We start from the raw sequence: 20,319 nt of genomic DNA on the forward strand, positions 1-20,319 counted from the left end.
ACAGACAATTGTCGCTTGGCGATTCTGGTTAAGCAAAATAGAATGTGGAACATAGTTCTATTTTCAGCAACATGAGACCTTCGCGCCATGCCTATTACAGCTAACCCGCCGTCTCTCGTGTCCACTGATCTCGAGTGCGATTTACTGGTCATCGGCTCTGGAGCTGCTGGCCTTTCAGCCGCCGTGACAGCGGCATGGCATGGCTTGAAAGTAATTGTCGCGGAAAAAGACGAGGTGTTCGGCGGCGCAACAGCTTGGTCCGGTGGCTGGATGTGGCTGCCGCGCAACCCGCTTGCACGTCGCGCAGGGATCATCGAGTCAATTGAGCAACCGCGCACTTATCTGCAAAACGAATTAGGCGAGCAATTCAATGCCGAGCGTGTCGATGCGTTTCTCAACGCTTGTCCATCGATGGTTGAGTTCTTCGAGCAACACACGGCGCTGCAATTTGCCGACGGCAATGCAATTCCCGATATGCACGGCAACACACCGGGTGCAGCCAGCGGCGGTCATCAATTGATTGCTGCGCCATACGACGCCACGGCAGTGCTCGACCTGTTGCCACGCTTACGCAAAACCATGGCCGAGACGTCTTTTATGGGCATGCCGATTATGGCGGGGGCTGATCTGGCGGCGTTCCTGTCGATGACCCGCTCAGCAAAAGCCTTGCTGCACGTGAGCAAACGCTTCCTTAGCCATCTTTATCATCTCGCTCGTTATGGCCGCGCAATGCATCTGGTCAACGGTGTCGCTCTGGTTGCTAGGTTAGCCAGATCCGCAGCAGACCTCGGCGTGCAACTAATCGAGTCGGCGCCCGCCGTGCGCCTGTTAGCAGAGCACGGACGGGTTTGTGGAGCCGTGCTTGATTGCCAAACGACGCAACGTACAGTGCGCGCACGCGCCGTGCTCCTTGCAACCGGCGGCTTTCCCCATGACCAGTTACGACGACAGGCCATGTTTCCCCGCCCCGAACATGAGCACTTGGCCCTACCGCCCCAGTCGTGCAGTGGTGATGGCTTGCGGCTGGCCGAGGCAGTTGGTGGCCAAGTTCGCACCGATCTGCAGTCTCCCGTGGCGTGGGCGCCGGTGTCTAAGGTTGCGTATCGCAACGGTCGGTTTGGCCACTTCCCGCATATTATCGAGCGCGGCAAACCTGGCATTATCGGCGTACTGCAAAACGGCAAGCGTTTCGTCAACGAAGCACACGGCTATTACGACTACGTTTCGGCGATGATCGAGCAGGTGCCAGCGAATCAGGAGCTTTGCTCATGGCTGATCTGCGACCATCGTTTTCAACGCCGTTATGGTCTGGGCTTTGCCCGTCCGGCCCCCTTGCCGGTGGGTCCGCATGTGCGCAATGGCTATCTCAAGCGTGGCGCGACCCTTGAGCAACTGGCTGAGGCTTGCGGTATTGATGCACAAGGCTTGGTACAGACGGTGAAAGGTTTTAATCAAGCCGCACGCAAGGGTGAAGACCCAGAGTTTGGGCGCGGCGGTACCGCTTTTAATCGTAAGAATGGCGATCCACTGCACCACGGCACCAACCCTTGTGTAGCGCCGATCGAACAGGGCCCGTTTTACGCAGTCAAGGTGCAGCCCGGCTGCTTCGGCACGTTCGCGGGCCTGTGCACAGACGGCAATGCATCTGTACTGGGTGCTGATGGCCAGCCAATCGCGGGCTTATATGCAGCGGGTTCGGACATGGCCAGCATCATGGGCGGTTTCTATCCATCTGGCGGCATCAACCTGGGCCCGGCAATGACGTTCGGCTATATCGCCGCGCGCCATGTCGCAGGTGTCGTCCCGTAGGGTGCGACAACGCGAAGCTTGTCCACCAACATCGGGCAAGCGCACTAAGCGGCCGCTGGGCTGTTGCGTGTAAAGAGTCGCTTGACCCCAGGCACGCGGCTCAGTAGTAGCAGAATGAGTACCGAGCACAAAACCAACGACAAGGGGTTGCCGACCATTTCGTAGAACAGCGCAACCGGGCTATCGCCAACTGCAGACATTGCCTGGCGATAAGAGGTGTCCATCAGCGGCCCAAGAATGACCCCAAGGATTACCGGCCCCATCTGGAAACCAAACAGTTTCAGCATGTAGCCAAAGAAGCCAAACCCAAGCATCCAGGTCACATCACTCATATTGCTGTTGATCGAGTAGGTACCTACCACACAGAGAACCAAGATCACCGGCACCAGGATCGACTTCGGCAACTCGACGACTTTGGCAAACAACTTGACACCCATCAGACCGAACACCAGCAGGAAGATATTGGCCAAGGCCAGGTTGCCTACGGTGAACCAGAAGATATGAGGATTCTCCACCATCATCAGCGGGCCAGGATTAATTCCGTGAATCACCAATGCGCCGAGGATCACCGCCGTCACAGCATCACCCGGCATACCCAAGGTCAGCATCGGCATATAGGCGCCGCCCACCGCTGCGCTATTGGCTGTTTCCGGCGCAACCAAACCTTCGTAAGCACCCTCGCCGAATGGTCGCGACGGATTTTTCACTGTGCGCTTGGCATGGTCATAAGCAAACAATGCCGCGATATCACCTCCAGCGCCCGGTAAAGCGCCAACCAACACCCCTATCAAGGATGTACGAATCGACAAGGGCAAGAATTTAAGCACCAGTCGCAACGGCGGAACAATTTTGCTGACATCCTGGCGAACCGGCATCTGCTTCAGATTGTGCAGTTGATACAGCGCCTCGGACACGCCAAACAAGCCAATCATTACCGCGACATAATTGATCCCGCCGAGCAGGTCCATGTTGCCCATTGTGAAGCGGCCCTGTGCGGTAACAGGGTCCATGCCGACCATGCTAATCAACACCCCAAGCGCAGCGGCAAACACACCTTTGGCCAACGAATTGGTGGCCAGACTGCCGACCAGCAACAAGCCCAGCACGGCGATCAGGAAGTAGTCACGTGGGGCAAACTGCAGAGCAAATTCAGACAGGTACGGCGCAACCAGCGCCAACACCAACACACTGATCAAACCACCGATGACCGACATTACGGTAGTCAGCCCGATTGCCCGCCCCGCTTCACCGAGCTTGGCCAGCGGATAACCGTCAAAAGAAGTTGCTACTGCTGCCGGAGTACCGGGCATATTGAGCAAAATCGAGGCGCGCGAACCACCATAAACCCCGCCGACAAATATCCCGACAATCAGCGCCAAGGCATCATTGACCTCCCAGGAGAAGGTAAACGAAACCAGCAAGGACACCGCCATGGTCACAGAAAGCCCAGGCATAGCACCGATATAGATACCGGCGAAGGTGCCCAATGCGGTGAGCATCAGCAGCTGGGGATCAGCCCAGGCCATGGTCAAGAATGAAAAGGTATCAGTCATTTAGGCACTCTCGACTCAAGGCAGGTAAACGTGAAAAACCAATGAAAACAGGGCATAGATAAACAGCAATGAACCGCCTGCAATCAATAGCGCATAAAGCACCCTGCCCCGCATCAGGTAAATCATACTGCACACCAGAAAAGCCAGGGTGCAGGGATAAAAGCCCAAGTAATACATGGCCACGACATAGGCGATGCACAAGACAGAGAACACCAGTATTTCAGCGGGCAGGTGAAGCCTGCGAAACGCGAGCATCTGCTCGAATAAACCAGGCAAGGCTGGTGGCTGCCGACGGTAGGAGCCAATCAAGATGACCAGGGATGATATGCCCAGCGCAACGCCAGCGCCCATCGGCAACGAACCTGGAGAGTTGGCTATTTCGAAACCACTGATGCTGGCAGCTTGATAAATCACTGCCGCACTGAAAATCAGCAGCAACCAATAGAACATGCGTTCAAGCGGTTGCAGCCGATTGTTTGATTCAACATTCATAACAGACCTCCTGACTTGGATAGACAGGCGTGCTATCCAAGTCAGTCAACGGAGCAACGATCAGGGCTTGGGAATGCCCAGCGATTCAGGCGAAACCTTTACTGCACCCGCTTTGTACATCGACCAGGTTGTGACTGATTGCCAGCGGTCAAGATAGGCCTGGGCTTCAGTACCACTGAGGTTCAGCGGTGTCGCACCAAAGTTCTTGATAAAGGTTTGCGCCTCAGGAGTAGCAAGGGTTTTGCTGAATGCCTCGGTCAGCTTTTGCTTGATCGGCTCTGGCGTGCCTTTACGCACCCACACACCCCAGAACGGGCCCCAAGGCAGATAGGATGCAATTTCCGGCAGAGCCTTGGTGATTGGCGGCACGCCCGGTAAGCCTTCCAGCTCTTCAGTACCAAATACCGCCAAGCCCTTGAGCTTGCCAGCCGCAACTTGCTCACGGGCGGCGGCCATGCTCAGCGGCATGAAATCAATGTGCTTACCGAGTAATGCCGCCACACCTGGACCATCGCCCGCGAAGGTAACTTCACGCACATCAAGTGGATGAATCGAGCTAATCATTGCATGCACGCTGCCAGGCAAACCACCAGTACCGGTGCTGCCCATACGCAAGGTGCCCGGATTGGCCTTGGCGTCTGCCAGCAGTTCTTCCATGCTGTTCCAAGGGCTGTCCGGCGGGGTGGCGATAACCGCCATGTTCTGACCAATCAGGCTGATCAGGTCGAGGCCGCTGTAATCGAAGTTAGCCAAGCCAAGGAGCGGATAAAGCTGAGGGTTTTCAGCACCAATCAGCAAGGTATAGCCGTCTGGACGTTGCTTCATGACGAAACTGGTGCCGATCACACCCGTCCCGCCCGGGCGGTTGGAAATAATCAGGCTTTGCCCCAGTTCCTTCTCAACCAGTGCCGCCAGACTGCGTGCAACGTTATCGGTGGCGCCGCCCGGACTCCAGGGTACGACAGCCTGAATGTTGCGCTCAGGGTAATCGGCATGGGCTGGCAAAGCGGCCAACAGGCAAGTAGACGAGAGCAGGAAACCTGCTGCAAGACGTTTAAGCATGGGTAAATCCTCTGAGCTTATTATGTTTGTTGTGCTCTGCCCGTACGACGTTCAAGTCGTCGTCCGTGACAATCCGGCAGCAGTCTTGAAACTGCAAATTAACCAGTTGGTACAACTTATGGTTATGACCTGAGCGCGTCAAATGCTGCAGTGCCCTGTCGTCCGATTACCGCACAGCTTACAAATACGCGATAGCCTTCGACAGTCAGACCTAGCAATCAAAATAGCTGGCTGGATTGACTAGCATGTGATCAGGCATCGTACTGTTCAAGGTATTCAACGGCACTCGCGCGCAGAGCCTCACGGCACCACTGTGCAGCCAAGGTATCGGCCGTTGAGGGGTTACTGCAGATACCGACCGAGCCACCCGGCTCTTTCAAGCCCAGATCGAGCAGCACCAGTTCACCGCGCGCCAGATCCTGACGAACCGCATCATGCGGTGCCACCCATACCGCCGCGCTGGATTGCACATAGCGCCGACTCAGGGCAATGGACAAGGTTTCCAGGCGCTGCTGTGGCAAATGGATGCCGCACTGCACATACAGGCTGTCGGCAAAGCGGCGAATAGTAGTGCCGGCGAGCGGCAACACCACGGGGTAATCACCCAATCGGCTGCGGTCACTCAGGTTAACCTGCAACAGCGGATGTCCGGGGCTGACAACCAACACCATCGACTCGCTGTATAGGTGTTCAAAAGTAAGCCCGGCAATTTGTGGGCTGTCGGTCATACGCCCCACCACCAAGTCCAACGCGCCGACCCGTAATTGGCCGAGCAGATAAGCACTCGGGCCCGTTACCACGCTGACCACCAACGCAGCGTGTTGTTCATGCAGGCGACGAACCACTTCCGGCAACAATGAGCTTTCTACCGTTGACAGCACACCAAGACGCACCACTCCCGCTTCATGTTCACCACTACGCAAACTGCGCACCCCTTCGCGTAGTGCTTGCACGCTTGGCCCGGCGTAGCGCAAAAAGGCCAGCCCGGCAGCAGTCGGTGTAACGCCTTGCTTGCTGCGCTCGAATAAACGGTTATCGAGCATTTCCTCAAGTTCTTTGAGCGTCTTGGAAATCGCTGGCTGGCTGACGGCCAGTTCTTCAGCGGCCCGTGCAAGACTGCCTTGACGCGCCACTTCAAGGAAGCACAGCAGATGACGAAACTTGATGCGATTATCAATATTCATAAGGATTCAGGTTCAACGCTGTAAACGAAAGGCTTTGGGCGTGAACCCACAACCGCGCTTGAAAAAACGTGAAAAATACGCCGGTTCAGAAAAACCCAAGCTATCGGAAACCTGATTAACCGTCATCGCGGTATAAACCAGGCTGCGCTTTGCCTCCAGCAATAACCGTTGATTAATCAGCTGTAAAGCGGACTGCCCGGCCAAACGCCGACACAAGGCATTGAGATGGGCGGCGCTGATCCCCAGTTCGCTGGCGTAAAACTCAATCGGCCGGTGTGTGCGGTAATGCACCTCCAGCAGGCCAGTAAAGCGTTGCAAGTGATCACGCCCCCGGTCCGGGGTCTGCGCCTGGGTGCAATCCAAGGCTTGTGCATGCCGAGCGACCCACACCAGTAACGCACTGATTAGCGATTGCAACATCAACTCACGGCCCAACGCCTGCTCGCTGTACTCCTGCACGATCGAATCAAACAGCTCATCCACATAGCCTTTTTGCGCTCCGAGCGGGTAGCACGCAGCATGTGCCAATGGTGTGCTTTCCAATGCGGCACTGAGCGTGTCAACCAATGGTTGGGCAAGACTTAAAATATAACCCTGCACATCCTCGGAAAAGCCAAATCCGTGCACGCTAAAAGCAGGAACAACTTGCAGCGATGCCTGACTCACCCGGTTGATCTGCCCTTCAACCTCAAGTTCCGCTTGGCCAGCCTTAACATATAAAAGCTGCACCAGATCGCCATGACGATGGGGCTTTATCTGCCAATCATGCAGACAGCTGCGCTCCGGTATCGATTCACAATGAATCAAATCCGGGGTTGGCCAGGCAGTGGTTTCGCCATACAGCTTGAACACAGGAACGCTAGCGACCGGCGCTTTACTCATCGCCAGAAACCCTCGAAAAGTCCATAAAAGTAATCGGATAGTGCCTTCAATTGCACAAGCAATCCACCAAAAATACAGGCGACTTCACCACCATCAAGTTGAATCGTCAGCTTGCAGAGGACAATAACAATGAAGACTCAAGTCGCCATTATTGGCGCCGGTCCATCGGGACTCCTACTTGGCCAACTGCTGCACAAGGCCGGCATCGACAACATCATCATTGAACGCCAAGCCCCGGATTATGTGCTCGGCCGAATTCGCGCCGGTGTGCTCGAACAAGGCATGGTTGACCTGCTTCGCATAGCTGGCGTGAGCCAGCGGATGGACAGCGAAGGCTTACCCCATGACGGTTTTGAATTGGCCTTTGCCGGACGTCGTGAGCGCATCGACCTCAAGCAACTCACGGGCGGTAAAACGGTGATGATCTACGGCCAGACCGAGGTCACCCGTGACTTGATGCAAGCCCGCGAAGCCAGCGACGCTAAAACCTTTTACAACGTCAAGGACGCCCAACTGCATGACCTGAAGGGCAACAAACCCTATGTAACCTTTACCCTCAATAATGAGGCGGTACGTCTTGACTGCGATCATATCGCCGGTTGTGACGGTTTCCACGGCGTGTCCAGACAGGCAATTCCTGAAGGCGTACTCAAAGAGTTCGAGCGGGTCTATCCGTTCGGCTGGCTGGGTGTGCTAGCCGACACACCACCGGTAAACGAAGAGCTGATCTACGCCAACCATGAGCGCGGCTTCGCTCTGTGTAGTATGCGCTCCCACACCCGCACCCGTTACTACGTGCAGGTCGCGGCGCAAGAGAAAGTTGAAGACTGGTCTGATCAACGCTTCTGGGATGAACTGAAAAGCCGCCTGCCCGCTGATATTGCAGAGCGCCTGATAACTGGCCCCTCAATCGAAAAATCTATCGCGCCGCTGCGCAGCTATGTAGTTGAACCGATGCAATATGGCCATCTGTTTCTACTTGGCGACGCTGCGCATATCGTGCCGCCTACCGGTGCCAAGGGCCTGAATCTTGCCGCAAGTGACGTCAACACCCTGTACCGCATCCTGCTCAAGGTTTACCGCGAGGGCCGTACCGACTTGCTCGAACGATACTCTGAAGTGTGCCTAAAACGTGTTTGGAAAGCTGAGCGCTTCTCTTGGTGGATGACCTCAATGCTGCACAAATTCCCCGACACCGATGCCTTCAGCCAACGCATGCAACAAACTGAACTGGACTACTTTGTCGGCTCTGAAGCCGGGCGTAAAACCATCGCCGAAAACTACGTCGGCCTGCCTTATGAGGCCATCGAATGAAGCGTCTAAGACGCAACGCCTGCAGTGAGTCATGCCTAGCCGATTGCCAACCGAGTTCCAACTAATACCTATGAAAACAGGCTGGTTATACACGATTCATAAATAACCCAACCACGTTTACCTGCTTGCAGCAGCCTCGCTTCGGCCTAGTATGTCAGGCACTAACGGCCAGGAAGATTAGCTATGTTCGCTGAGTTCAAAAAGCGCGAAAGTCAGGTTAACGGAGTCAGTATTACCTACCGCATAGGTGGAACCGGGCCTGGCCTTTTGTTACTCCACGGGCATCCGCAAACGCATGTGATCTGGCATAAGGTTGCCGCGCAACTCGCCCGGCACTTCACCGTAGTTGCAGCCGACCTGCGCGGCTACGGTGACAGCAGCAAACCGAGTAGCGATGAACTACACCTGACTTACTCGAAGCGGGCGATGGCACAAGATAATGTCGAGCTCATGCAGTCGCTGGGCTTCGATCACTTCGACGTACTGGCCCATGACCGCGGTGCTCGCGTTGCCCATCGTATGGTCGCGGATCATGGCCCTGCGGTGCGCCGACTTATCATGCTCGATATCGCGCCAACCCTGGCCATGTACTCACAAACCACCGAAGCCTTTGCCCGCGCGTACTGGCATTGGTTCTTCCTGATTCGCCCTGCACCATTCCCCGAGCGCCTTTTGGAAGCTGACCCGGAGTTTTATCTGCGTAGTGTCATGGGCACACGAAGCGCAGGTATGCAGCCATTCACTGATGAGGCGTTTGCCGAGTACTTGCGCTGCTTGAAGCTGCCGGGTACGGCAAGGGCGATTTGTGAGGACTACCGCGCCAGCGCAGCTATCGACTTGCATCACGACCAGCATGATCGCGACTCAGGCCAACGCTTCAATACGCCATTGCTGGTGTTATGGGGCGCGGAAGGTGTGGTCGGCCGTTGCTTTGATCCCATGCACGAGTGGCGCCAGGTCGCGACCAATGTTCAGGGCAAGGCTCTGCCTTGCGGTCACTATATTCCCGAGGAAGCGCCGGAGCTGCTGCTGGCCGAAGCTTTGTCCTTCTTGACTCAGTCGACATAGAACAGTTTTCAGACGCGCCCAAGATTGGCCAGTAGCTGGGGCCAGGACACCTGTGTTAAAGCACCATGCTAGCATTGCTCCATCGCTGACCAAATGGTGATTTATGGAGCCTTTAAACACAGTTCGTGAGCAATTGCCTTTACCGGAAGACCTTCGGGTTTTTCTCACGGTCATCCGCAAACAGAGCTTCGCCGCTGCCGCCGACGAGTTAGGGGCTTCACCGGCCTATGTCAGCAAGCGCATCCAGGTTCTGGAGCACGCGCTCAAGACTCGCTTGCTGCACCGCACCACAAGACGCATTGCCCTGACCGAAGATGGTGAACGCGCCCAGCGCTGGGCGGTGCGCATTCTCGGTGATCTGGATGACCTCTTCGATGAGCTTTCGCAGGCGCGGCATACCCCAAGAGGGTTGGTGCATATCAGCAGTTCTTTTGGCTTCGGGCGTAATCATGTCGCGCCCGCCATTTCACATCTGGCCGAGCAGTACCCTGAACTGGAAATCCGCCTGGAGGTTTTCGACCGGGTTGTAGATTTGGTTGGCGAAGGCTTTGATCTGGAAATCCGTGTAGGCGATGACCTTCCCGGCCAGCACATTTGCAAGCAACTGGTCAGCAATAAACGCATCCTTTGCGCGACACCTGATTACCTGCAGCGACGTGGTGTACCTGAAAGCCTCGACGACTTGCAGCACCACGATTGCCTGGTGATAAAGGAGGGCAAAAACGTTTTCGGCGTCTGGAATCTGGAAAACGCCGGCAAGCAGCATTCGGTGCGGATCAGCGGGCCATTATCGTCAAACAACGGCGAAATCGTGCTGCAATGGGCGCTTAACCACAGAGGCATCTTGCTGCGCTCACTGTGGGATGTGAAGCCTCTGCTGGAGTCGGGTCAACTGATACAGGTGCTCCCCGAGTACAGCCAGAGCGCAAACGTCTGGGCGCTCTACCCGACCCGTCTATCCAACTCAGCCAAACTGCGCGTCTGCGTTGAGTTCTTGAGCAAGCACTTTCAAGCGCTTTCACTGTAACCGGGTTCGGGACTGCGTGCGGCCAGCTGAATGCGACCGCACGCCAGTCACGCCAGCCAAGGGTTGGCTTGCAGATGCCGGGCTTCGAAGGCGTCTATCTGATCGCTGCGTTGCAAGGTGCTACCAATCGCATCCAGGCCAAGCATCAGTGATTGTTTGCGCAAAGCATCAATCTCAAAAGCGATGCCGCGACCGTCTTGCAGGATGATTTTCTGCTGCTCAAGATCAACGCTAATGGTTGCGCTCTGCGTGTGGCCAACCACTTGGCCGAGCGCTTGAATTTGCTCCTCGCTGAGTTGAATCAGAAGCACGCCATTGCGCTGGCAGTTATCAAAGAATATACCGGCAAAACTGCTGCCGATCAGGGCGCGAATACCGAGCTGTTTGAGGCCCCAAACCGCATGCTCACGACTTGAGCCACAACCAAAGTTTGGACCTACGACCAGAAAGCGGCTATCGCACCAAGGCGACTGGTTAAGCACAAATTCAGGGTTTGGCTGGCCATCTGGCAAGAAGCGCAGGTCGAAGAAAACGCCTTTATCCAAGCCGTTGCGATCAATCCCCTTGAGAAACTGCTTGGGCATAATGACATCGGTATCAAGGTTGGCGGCAAGCATCGGTGCGGCGACCCCGGTTACAGTCTTGAAAGCTTGCATATCAGGCCTCCTCAGCCATTGAGCGCACGTCGGTCAGATGTCCACGTATTGCAGCAGCTGCCACCATTGCAGGGCTCATAAGATGGGTGCGTGCGCCTGCGCCCTGACGCCCCTCAAAATTGCGATTGGTGCTGGAGGCGCAGCGATCACCCGGCGCCAGCACATCATCATTCATCGCCAGGCACATCGAGCAGCCAGACTGGCGCCACTCAAAACCGGCATCGATAAAAACCTGGGCGATGCCTTCGGCCTCAGCTTGATCGCGCACCTGGGTAGAGCCCGGCACAATCATCGCCCGCACATGAGTTGCGACCTTGTGTCCGCGCACTACTCTGGCGGCGTCGCGCAAGTCTTCAATTCGCGCGTTGGTGCATGAGCCAATAAAGGCGTGGCTGATCTTTATCTCACTCAGCAGCGCTCCAGGCTCAAGCCCCATATAACGAAGCGCGCGCTGCAAATCCTGACGACGAATCAGGTCGCTTTCTTGCATCGGGTCCGGCACGCAATCACCAATGGCGGCCGCCTGATCAGGACTGGTGCCCCAAGTGACCATGGGTTCCAACGTGCTCGCATCAAGCACAACTTCAGTATCAAACTGGGCATCCGCATCCGTGTAAAGCTCGCTCCAACTGGCTAGCGCCTGCTCCCAGAGTTGGCCCTTGGGTGCGCGGGGCTTTTCAGCAAGGTAGGCGTAGACCTTTTCGTCTGGCGCCATAAACGCACCACGCGCACCGGCTTCAACGGCCATATTGCAAATCGTCATGCGCGCTTCAACGCTCAACGCGGTAATCGCCGGACCGGCAAATTCGATGGCGTATCCAGTTGCGCCAGAGGCGCCAATGCGCCGGATCAAGGCCATGATGATGTCTTTTGACGTCATGCCCGCGCCCAACGCCCCCAGCACAGTAACGCGCATGGTTTTCAGGCGTTTGTAGACCAGTGTCTGCGTCGCCAGCAAGTGCTCGATTTCGGATGTGCCAATCCCAAAGCCAAAGGCACCCAATGCACCGTAGGTTGTGGTGTGGCTGTCGCCTGCCGCCACCACCATGCCTGGCAGGATAAAACCTTGCTCAGGCGCGACCACGTGCTCAATGCCCTGGCGCTTGTCCAGCACATTGAACAACTCAATACCAAAGTCATGGCAGTTCTCCTGAAAATAGGAAACCTGCAAAGCACCACCAGCATCGGCCATCGCCGCGACCCGCTCAGGACTGGTGGGATTGACATGGTCGACCACGGCCAGCGTAGCGTCCGGTCGCCGGACCTTGCGATTCGCCTCGCGCAAACCGCTAAAGGCCTGTGGACTGGTGTACTCGTTGGCCACCTGACGATCGATATACAGCAACACATGCCCTTGATCATCGAGGGTGCAGACGGTATGAGAGTCGATATGTTTCTGGTAAAGCGTTCTGGGGCCAGTCATAGCAATGCTCGCTTGTGCAGGTCGGCTACTGGGTATGCCGACCATGATATTGACTGCGTTCTGCTACTCAACACCCTTAAAGAATTACCTGAATACACGATTCGTGAATACTTACTGTGCTCGCATGCGTCTCGGTCACTAACCTCTCAGGGGTAAGGGAAATAAGATAGCGGCCAGTTAAGACTTATTCTGCGCCACCGTTCCGTTCAAGGCGTAGTAGCTGCGAATCACCTGGCTATCGTCCTCCCTTCCCTCGCCGCGACCCGTGGTTGAGAGAAACAACTGATGTGCCACCGCTGCAATTGGCAGCGCCGCCTTGGCGTCGCGGCCAGCTTCAAGCACGATGCTTAAATCCTTGACGAAGATGTCTACCGCGCTGCTGACTTTCGGAGCCTCCTGCAGCATGCGTGGACCACGATCTTTGAGCATCCAGCTGGAAGCTGCTGACCCGGCCATAATTTCGAGCAGCACCTCAAGATCGACACCAACCTTGGCCGCTAAAGCGAAAGCTTCGGCCACCACAGCGATATGCACGCCGCAAAGCAGTTGATTGACGGTTTTGACCATAGCCCCTTGGCCAGCACGCTCGCCGACATGAAAAATCCGCTGGCCAATACCCTCGAACACCGGTCTCACGGCTTCGAAGGTCGAGAACTCGCAGGCTGCCATGATGGTAAGAGAGCCCGCCGTAGCGCCGGCGGTTCCACCCGACACAGGAGCATCGACGAAACGGCGACCCGTCGCGATCACCCGTGCGGCGATACGCTCCACCGCGGCAGGCGGACAAGTCGCCATAAGGCAGACAATCGCGTCGTCTTGCATAGCCTGCAGAACACCATCGGCGAACAGCACCTGCTCAGCCTGAGCGGCGTTAACTACCATCAGGATCAAGATGTCAGCGCTGCGCACAGCCGCAGCGGCATCTGCAGCAGGTTCGGCACCAGCCGCAATGAGTGAAGCCAGCGCAGCCTGGTTGAGGTCAATTCCACGCACACGGTGGCCAGCGGCAATCAGATTCTTCGCCATAGGCGAGCCCATGGCACCGAGTCCGGCAAATGCAATCGTACTCATACAGTTTCCTCGTCGGTCATACGGCCTCACCTGAACAGAGGCCGTGTCCGATCAGCTGATAGTGAAGGCAGGAACAAAGGAGATAAGACCAAGAACAGTGATTGCCACGAGGTAAAATGGCCACAGCTCGCGCACCACTGCACCGACCTTTTCGTTCGAGATAGCAGAGGCGATGAACAGCGTAGTGCCTACTGGCGGCGTGAACAGACCAATACTGAGGTTCACGGCCATCATGATGCCGAGCTGAGTCAGGTCGAGACCAATCGCATTGCCGATAGCGACAAAAGTCGGGCCAAGCAGAAGAATCGCCGCGGGCAAGTCGAGGAACATGCCCACTACCACCATGATCAGGTTCATCATCAAAATGACCATCCACGGCGACTTCAAGGTTTGCGCCGTCCATTCGGCTACCGCAGTAGGTACTGACTCCACAGTAAGCACATAACCCACCAGGTTTGAGGCCGCGATCACCAGCATCACCACGCCGGTAGTAATTGCGGTATGCACAAGCGCGTCGTACAGCCGACGCATAGTCAAATCCCGATACACCAACATGCTCACCATAAGACCGTAGAACACCGCCAGCACACTGACCTCGGTCGGCGTGGCGATCCCAGCACGCAGAAGAACCACGATAAACAGAGGCATGGCCAGCGCTGGGATAGCTGCAAAGGTGGCGCGTAGCACACTTTTCAACGTGACTTTATCGGTCAGACGCTTGAAGCCGCGTAAACGCCCGGACAGATAGCAGGTCAACATAAAGCCAGCGCACAGAATCAGGCCGGGCAACAAACCTGCGAGGAACAACGAAGCGATCGACTGATTGGATACAGCTGCATAAAGAATCAGCGGGATCGAAGGCGGAATCAGACCCGCAATGGTCGCCGATGAAGCAGTAGCCGCAGCGGCGAATGCGCCCGGATAACCTTCACGTTTCTGCCAAGGAATAAGCATCGAACCCAGCGCCGAAGCCTCCGCCACTGCCGAGCCGGATACACCACCGAACACGGTCGAACCGACCACCGTGACCTGACCGAGGCCACCGTGGAAACGGCCCACGAGCATGGTGGCGAAGTCAATCAAACGCTTGCCCAGTGTGCCGCCCATCATCAGGCTGCCCGAGAGCATGAAAAACGGAATCGCCAGCAATGGAAAACTCTGGGTAGGCTGAAAGATCTTTACCACCGCCGCCACACTGGGCATGCCGCCAACAGCGACTGCTGCAAGCCCCGAACTGATCACCAACGCATAGCCAACAGGCAATGCCAGCACCAGTAAAACACCGAATATGAGAACCATAGCCAGAGTCATACATCCTCCTCTATCTGGTGGGCGCGGACGCTTAGCGGGTCAACGGCAAGCAGTAGGTGTACCAAGGTGGTCAGCGCGGTGAGACCGAGGCCGACAAACCCGACGATCATGGCGAGGTAGGCCCACTGCGCCGAAAGACCAGTGACGGGGTAAACCTCACTGCCGGTAATTTCGATCACGTCAAGACCGACCCAGGCGAGATAGAAGAAGGCGGCGGCAATCAATATCTGGTGGGCAACCAGCAGCACTCGGTTGCCGATGCGACCGATAATTCCCTGAATGGCGGTTACCGCAATATGCTGGCCGCGCTGAGCAGCCAACACTATTCCGCCCATAACCAGCCAAGGGAACAGGATGTTGGGCATCTCTGTCGGCCAGCCCATGCCCTGATTGGTGAGGTAGCGCATCACGACCTCAGCCATCAGAGAAACGAACATGGCGACCAGAGCAGCAATGGCAATCACAACGCCAGCAGCCACAATCGCGCGATCAACCCAGATCACCAGTGGCACCAGAAAGCTGACCTGCCCCAATTGTTTGTTAGAAATATGGGCAGTCATCATAGCTTGCTCGCTTCCGAGACGATCAGTTTGACCAGCTCGGGATACTGCTTGGACCACTTGTCATAAACTGGCTTGGTCTTCTCGGCGAATGCAGTCTGATCTATCTCGTTGATCTGCACCCCAGCGTCGGTAAGTTTGGTGCGCAGATCTATATCCGCGGTATGGGACATCTCTCGATTGAGTTTGCCCGCTTCGATTGCAGCCTCCTTGACTGCCTGTTGATCTTCCTTGGATAGCGTCGACCAAATCATCTTGCTGGCCAACAGTGGCGTTGTTTCGTATTTGTGTCCAGTCAACGAAATGTACTTCTGCACTTCGTAAAGCTTGGACGAATACACATTCATCAGCGGGTTTTCCTGGCCATCGAATACACCTTGCTGCAGCGCGATGTACAACTCAGAGAAAGCCAGCGGCCCTGGATTGGCGCCGAGCGCATTGAAGATGTCAATTGTCATGGTGTCAGGCGGGGTGCGTACTTTGATGCCTTGAAGGTCTTCTGGCTTGAAGATCGGACGCTTGTTATTGCTGACGTGACGGAAGCCGTTGTCCCACAGTGCCAACACCACCAACCCCTTCGCGTTGGCCAGTTCATCAAGCTTGGTACCGACTGGACCATCAATTACCTTGTAGGCGTGATTAAGGTCGCGGAACAGAAAAGGCAAACCGATCAAATTGAATTCGGGGACCACACCAGCGGTGCTGCCCTGGGAATTAGCACTGAAAGCCAGCGAGCCCAGACGCATATTGGTCAACGACTCAACATCATCACCAAACTGGGCGCTTCCACCCACTTTGACTTTGACGCGGCCATCGGTCTTCTGCTCGACCAGTTCGGCAAACTTCTGTGAAGCCACCGCCTTCGGATTGCCCGGCGCGGCATTATGGGAAAGGCGCAAGATCTGCTGAGCCCAGCTTGTGGAGGCAGTGGCCATTGCAAAGGTTGCTGCAATCGCGATCAGTGTCTTTTTCATAAGTTTCACCTGCGTTTCTTATTGATATTGTTTGCATTGCTCGCTGACATTTTTCGCACTTGTACATACGAAATATCAGCCCAACCATGCGGGCGCCCTCACAGGTACCCGCACCTAATCCGATCAACCGTGTATCAGCATGCCTCCATTGACATCGATAACCGCGCCAGTGATGTAGGCCGACAGGTTCGAAGCCAGAAAGAGATAGACTCCCGCCACCTCCTCTGCGTTACCCAGGCGATTCAACGGGATACTGGCGGCGATCTCGGCCTTCTGCTCATCGCTGAGTTTTCCGGCGCTGATATCAGTCTGAATCAGACCCGGGGTTACACAGTTAACGCGAATATTGTCCGGCCCAAACTCCCGCGCCATAGCCTTGGCCAGCCCCAGCACACCGGCCTTGGCTGCCGAGTAATGCGGCCCGCCGAGAATGCCTCCGCCACGCTGAGCCGACACAGAGGACATGCAGGCGATCGCACCGCCCCCTTGCGTCTTCATGTGCGGAATGACCGCCTGTGACAGATAGAGCACACCGCGTAAATTGACATCTAAGATGCGATCCCAGCTTGCCGAATCGATCTCAAGCGTCTTCACCGGTTGAGTGATGCCAGCGTTGTTGATCAACACATCAATCTGGCCAAACTCGGCGACGACGCGCTCGGCAGCCTTAAGGCAAGCATCCTTATCCACCACGTTGCAGGCATAGCCACGATGCTCAGGCCCGATGGAGGCAGCTGCCTCGACAGCAGCACCCTCGTCAAGATCGAGAATCACGACCTTGGCGCCATGACTGGCAAAAAGCTGGGCAGTCGCCAGCCCTATGCCACGAGCCGAGGCAGCGCCCGAAATCATGGCAACTTTGCCATCAAGCAGAAGAGCGTTGTTCATAAGAAAATTCCTTTCAGTGGTACTCCAGCGGAGTGCATTCAATTGTTCGTTACGAGGGACGACCCAAACTCAGCCGAGCCAGCCCTTGATGGTTGCCGACATCGCCTCGGTAGAAATGCCGTAGCGATCATGCAGAGTCGGCAGCGCACCGGCATCAAGGAAAGCGTCCGGCAGCGCAATCTGCCTGAACTGCGGAGTCACGCCAGCGGTCAGAAGCGCAGTCGCCACTGCCTCGCCGAGCCCGCCGACAGAGCTGTGATTTTCAGCAACCACAACCAGACGACCGAGACGGCCTGCTTCGCGCAGGATTATCGCGACGTCGAGGGGCTTGATCGTCGGTACATGCAAAACGCCTACATCAATCCTGTCCGCCTCCAGCGCCTTGGCCACCTCAAGGGCACGCATGGTCAGAATCCCGGACGAAATCACCAGCACATCACGACCGTCGCGCAGCATCTTGGCCTTGCCCAGCTCAAAGCTGTAATCGTACTCATCAAGTACCAGCGGCACGTTGCCGCGCAACAAACGCATGTACACAGGCCCCTTGTGCGCAGCAATCTGCGGTACAGCCTGCTCGGTATCGAGCGCATCGCAGGGATCGATAATCGTCATGCCCGGAATCCCGCGCATCAACGCAATATCCTCAGTGGCTTGGTGGCTGGGCCCGTAACCGGTGGTGAGACCGGGCAACGCGCAACAAATCTTGACGTTGAGGTTTTCCTCGGCGATCACCTGATGCACGAAGTCAAAGGCACGTCGAGTCCCGAAAACCGCGTAGGTGGTGGCAAAGGGTATAAAACCTTCCTTAGCCATACCGCCGGCCGAAGCCATCAGCAATTGCTCAGCCATGCCCATTTGGAAGAAGCGCTCGGGGTAAGCCTGACCGAATAGATGAAGGTCGGTGTATTTGGCGAGGTCAGCGGTGAGGCCAACAATCTCAGGACGGTTGGCAGCAAGTTCAACCAAGGCCTTACCGAAGGGCGCAGCTTTCACACGCTGGCCTTCGGAGGCGATCGAAGCAATCATCGCCGAGGTAGTCAGACGAGGTTTCTTGGCAGTAGTGCTCATCGGGCGGCTCCCTGGGCTTGATCAAGAATATCGAGTGCTTGCTGCCACTCAGGCTGATCGACACGAATGAAGTGGTTCTTCTCGCGGGCTTCGAGGAAAGGCACGCCCTTACCCATCAAGGTGTCGCACAAGATCACCCGAGGTTTGGCCTCGGTCAGGTTACGTGCCGCGTCAAAGGCAGCGATAACTGCAGCGAGATCGTTACCATTCACCCGCTGTACGTGCCATCCGAAAGCGGCCCACTTATCTGCAAGCGGCTCAAAGCCCAACACTTTGCTCGAAGGACCATCGGCTTGTTGGTTGTTGATGTCGACCAGGCAAATCAGATTAGCCAGGCCATGATGGGCAGCACTCATCGCCGCTTCCCAGGTCGAGCCCTCATCCAACTCACCGTCAGACATCGAGTTATAAACGAAGGCTGGATTACCCTTCAGACGCAAGCCGATTGCCATGCCTACCGCAATCGGCAGTCCCTGACCAAGCGAGCCACCCGACATCTCCATGCCCGGGGTGTAGGTCGCCATGCCCGACATTGGCAAGCGACTATCGTCGCTACCGTAAGTCTCGAGCTCCTCCTCGGGGATGATCTTGGCCTCGATCAACGCAGCATAGAAAGCAATCGCGTAGTGGCCGTGGGAAAGCAGGAACCTGTCGCGGCCTTCCCAGGTAGGATTCTCAGGTCGAAAGTTCATCGAATGGCAGAAGGCGGTCGCCAATACGTCGGCGTACCCCAACGCTTGACCCACATAGCCCTGGCCCTGCACTTCCCCCATGCGCAGCGCAAAGCGGCGGATGCGGTAGGCGCTTTCGGCAACCCGGGTGTTGACTGGTGAAATAGTGTTTTGCACGCAGTTCTCCTTGAGCTTGGCCCGGCTTTTTGTGGCGTCGGGCGGCATTGTTTTTATTGGTCGGAGAGATGAACCTCCATGCCCGGCGCCCCATAAAAGTGCGTCCGGTGACTGAAATTAAGCATATGCCCTTGATTTTTCGTGCTCAAACGAATAAACGTGACCGATAGTTGAATTGAGCTCATGTGAACTCCAATGCACAACCGAATCTCTCTAAAGGCAATACAGGCTTTCGAGGCCGCTGCACGACTGTCCTCTTTTGCGCTTGCAGCAGAGGAACTGTTCGTTACGCCTTCGGCTGTAAGCCACCAGATAAAGCTGCTTGAGGAGCAATTCGGGGTTCGTTTGTTCCACCGCGTGCATCGGGCTGTAGTGCTCACAGATGCCGGACGCATTTATGCCGAAGAGGTCTCTGCTTCATTTGCAAAGATCGAGATGGCGACGCGCGAGCTGGGGCGCACCGCCAAAAGCGACATCCTGACAATACATTCGACTCCCAGCTTCGCCACCCAATGGCTAATGCCGCGGCTGGCACGCTTCAACGCCTTGGAACCGGATGTGGACGTGCGGCTCAATGCGTCTTACCCGCCGGCCGCCGACCTGCTGATGCAAGGAGTGGATATCGATATCCGCTATGGCATGAAACGACTGCAACCAGCCGGGACTATGGTGCTGCCCTTCCCGCCTGAGACCATAGTGCCTCTCTGCGCACCCTCGCTCATGATTGGTGCGCTACGGATCCGCACACCTGAAGACCTGCACCACCACACCTTGATCCACAGCGAAGTATGCCTGGTGAGCTGGCGCGACTGGATGCGCCAGCATCGCAAGGTTCCGCTCGATGTCTCGCGTGGACCGCGTTTCGATCGTTCTTTCATGGCAATCAGTGCTGCGGTCGACGGGCTGGGAGTGTGCCTTGAGAGTCTGCTGCTTGCGCAGCGCGAACTCGAGACAGGGCTTCTTGTCGCCCCGCTAGGGTTTGAGGGCCCGAAAATACAGGGCTACACATTCAATCTACTGAAGTCACGCGCAGAACTCCCGAAGATACGCAGCTTCCAGGATTGGCTGTTCAGCGAGCTCGAAGGCCGCACACCTCAAGCTCCCAAGTCTGTCAAAGCTAAGTTTTGAG

19 protein-coding genes are annotated in these 20,319 nt (G+C 56.2%); 5 read left to right on the forward strand and 14 right to left on the reverse strand.

Annotation, left to right across the window (positions count from 1 at the left end):
• Positions 1-87: 87 nt before the first annotated feature.
• Entirely contained in the window at positions 88-1,809 is a 1,722-nt protein-coding gene (locus ACN0UH_RS12470) for an FAD-dependent oxidoreductase (RefSeq protein ID WP_417662338.1), read from the forward strand.
• 44 nt (positions 1,810-1,853) lie between these two features.
• On the opposite strand, the gene ACN0UH_RS12475 is transcribed toward ACN0UH_RS12470, so the two are convergent.
• The 5 genes from ACN0UH_RS12475 to ACN0UH_RS12495 form a co-directional block, all read right to left on the reverse strand.
• On the reverse strand, positions 1,854-3,362 hold the full coding sequence (locus ACN0UH_RS12475) for a tripartite tricarboxylate transporter permease (RefSeq protein WP_417662339.1): 1,509 nt from the start codon (positions 3,360-3,362) through the stop codon (positions 1,854-1,856).
• 15 nt (positions 3,363-3,377) lie between these two features.
• A complete protein-coding gene (locus ACN0UH_RS12480; RefSeq protein ID WP_417662340.1) occupies positions 3,378-3,854 on the reverse strand; it encodes a tripartite tricarboxylate transporter TctB family protein in 477 nt (158 codons plus the stop codon).
• 60 nt (positions 3,855-3,914) lie between these two features.
• The gene (locus ACN0UH_RS12485) at positions 3,915-4,916 is read right to left on the reverse strand and encodes a tripartite tricarboxylate transporter substrate binding protein (protein WP_417662341.1); all 1,002 of its coding nucleotides are present in this window, start codon (positions 4,914-4,916) and stop codon (positions 3,915-3,917) included.
• 251 nt (positions 4,917-5,167) lie between these two features.
• The gene (gene pcaQ / locus ACN0UH_RS12490) at positions 5,168-6,100 is read right to left on the reverse strand and encodes a pca operon transcription factor PcaQ (protein WP_417662342.1); all 933 of its coding nucleotides are present in this window, start codon (positions 6,098-6,100) and stop codon (positions 5,168-5,170) included.
• A 12-nt stretch (positions 6,101-6,112) separates the two neighbouring features.
• Entirely contained in the window at positions 6,113-6,982 is an 870-nt protein-coding gene (locus ACN0UH_RS12495) for a helix-turn-helix domain-containing protein (RefSeq protein WP_417662343.1), read from the reverse strand.
• A gap of 129 nt (positions 6,983-7,111) precedes the next feature.
• Here ACN0UH_RS12495 and pobA point away from each other — a divergent pair, with 129 nt between their 5' ends.
• The 3 genes from pobA (at position 7,112) to ttdR (ending at position 10,391) form a co-directional block, all read left to right on the forward strand.
• A complete protein-coding gene (gene pobA / locus ACN0UH_RS12500) occupies positions 7,112-8,296 on the forward strand; it encodes a 4-hydroxybenzoate 3-monooxygenase (protein ID WP_417662344.1) in 1,185 nt (394 codons plus the stop codon).
• Between the two features lie 183 nt (positions 8,297-8,479).
• A complete protein-coding gene (locus ACN0UH_RS12505; RefSeq protein WP_417662345.1) occupies positions 8,480-9,364 on the forward strand; it encodes an alpha/beta fold hydrolase in 885 nt (294 codons plus the stop codon).
• Positions 9,365-9,467: 103 nt separating this feature from the next.
• Positions 9,468-10,391 (forward strand): L-tartrate utilization transcriptional activator TtdR, encoded by a 924-nt coding sequence (gene ttdR, locus ACN0UH_RS12510; protein WP_417662346.1) that lies wholly within the window; start codon positions 9,468-9,470, stop codon positions 10,389-10,391.
• 47 nt (positions 10,392-10,438) lie between these two features.
• Here ttdR and leuD read toward each other — a convergent pair whose 3' ends face one another.
• From leuD to ACN0UH_RS12555, 9 genes are all read right to left on the reverse strand, one after another.
• A complete protein-coding gene (gene leuD / locus ACN0UH_RS12515) occupies positions 10,439-11,047 on the reverse strand; it encodes a 3-isopropylmalate dehydratase small subunit (protein ID WP_417662347.1) in 609 nt (202 codons plus the stop codon).
• Position 11,048: 1 nt separating this feature from the next.
• Positions 11,049-12,470, reverse strand: a complete 1,422-nt coding sequence (gene leuC / locus ACN0UH_RS12520) for a 3-isopropylmalate dehydratase large subunit (RefSeq protein ID WP_417662348.1) — start codon at positions 12,468-12,470, stop codon at positions 11,049-11,051.
• A gap of 177 nt (positions 12,471-12,647) precedes the next feature.
• On the reverse strand, positions 12,648-13,541 hold the full coding sequence (locus ACN0UH_RS12525; protein ID WP_417662349.1) for an NAD(P)-dependent oxidoreductase: 894 nt from the start codon (positions 13,539-13,541) through the stop codon (positions 12,648-12,650).
• Positions 13,542-13,592: 51 nt separating this feature from the next.
• Positions 13,593-14,852: a TRAP transporter large permease gene (locus tag ACN0UH_RS12530; protein WP_417662350.1), complete on the reverse strand. Its 1,260-nt coding sequence runs from the start codon at positions 14,850-14,852 to the stop codon at positions 13,593-13,595.
• A complete protein-coding gene (locus tag ACN0UH_RS12535) occupies positions 14,849-15,415 on the reverse strand; it encodes a TRAP transporter small permease (protein WP_417662351.1) in 567 nt (188 codons plus the stop codon). Before ACN0UH_RS12535 ends, ACN0UH_RS12530 begins: the two co-directional genes overlap by 4 nt.
• Positions 15,412-16,386: a TRAP transporter substrate-binding protein gene (locus ACN0UH_RS12540; protein WP_417662352.1), complete on the reverse strand. Its 975-nt coding sequence runs from the start codon at positions 16,384-16,386 to the stop codon at positions 15,412-15,414. The genes ACN0UH_RS12535 and ACN0UH_RS12540 overlap by 4 nt, the downstream gene beginning before the upstream one ends.
• 123 nt (positions 16,387-16,509) lie before the next feature.
• The gene (locus tag ACN0UH_RS12545; protein WP_417662353.1) at positions 16,510-17,274 is read right to left on the reverse strand and encodes an SDR family NAD(P)-dependent oxidoreductase; all 765 of its coding nucleotides are present in this window, start codon (positions 17,272-17,274) and stop codon (positions 16,510-16,512) included.
• 69 nt (positions 17,275-17,343) lie between these two features.
• A complete protein-coding gene (locus ACN0UH_RS12550; protein WP_417662354.1) occupies positions 17,344-18,342 on the reverse strand; it encodes a transketolase family protein in 999 nt (332 codons plus the stop codon).
• Positions 18,339-19,190 (reverse strand): transketolase, encoded by an 852-nt coding sequence (locus ACN0UH_RS12555; protein WP_417662355.1) that lies wholly within the window; start codon positions 19,188-19,190, stop codon positions 18,339-18,341. Before ACN0UH_RS12555 ends, ACN0UH_RS12550 begins: the two co-directional genes overlap by 4 nt.
• Before the next feature lie 195 nt (positions 19,191-19,385).
• Between ACN0UH_RS12555 and gcvA the strand changes: the two genes are divergently transcribed.
• The gene (gene gcvA, locus ACN0UH_RS12560) at positions 19,386-20,318 is read left to right on the forward strand and encodes a transcriptional regulator GcvA (protein ID WP_417662356.1); all 933 of its coding nucleotides are present in this window, start codon (positions 19,386-19,388) and stop codon (positions 20,316-20,318) included.
• Position 20,319: the final 1 nt, after the last annotated feature.

Source organism: Pseudomonas sp. (assembly GCF_048265905.1).
In the GTDB taxonomy this organism is placed as follows: domain Bacteria; phylum Pseudomonadota; class Gammaproteobacteria; order Pseudomonadales; family Pseudomonadaceae; genus Aquipseudomonas.